The 251-nt window shown below is 51.8% G+C and carries 1 tRNA gene; it reads left to right on the top strand.

The annotated features are described in order from the left end of the window. Window positions 1-95 precede the first annotated feature (95 nt). Window positions 96-172: transfer RNA gene (locus tag AN213_RS19980), tRNA-Arg, on the top strand. The last annotated feature ends 79 nt before the right edge of the window (window positions 173-251 follow it).

Consider the following 251-nt stretch of genomic DNA (forward strand, 5'->3'; position numbering starts at 1 on the left):
TTTGGGTCCAAGGGGTCGCAGGTTCAAATCCTGCATCGCCGACCACTTCTTCTTTAAGAAGCGGCGCTTACAGGCAAACTTATGAAGTTTTCGATGCGCCCGTAGCTCAGCTGGATAGAGCAACGCCCTTCTAAGGCGTTGGTCGAAGGTTCGAATCCTTCCGGGTGCGCCATTTGAAAATATGTAAATGCCGTGGTGATTGTAGCTCAGTTGGTAGAGCCCCGGATTGTGATTCCGGTTGTCGTGGGTTC

Source organism: Pseudoalteromonas sp. P1-8, from assembly GCF_001399985.1.
Lineage (GTDB): Bacteria > Pseudomonadota > Gammaproteobacteria > Enterobacterales > Alteromonadaceae > Pseudoalteromonas.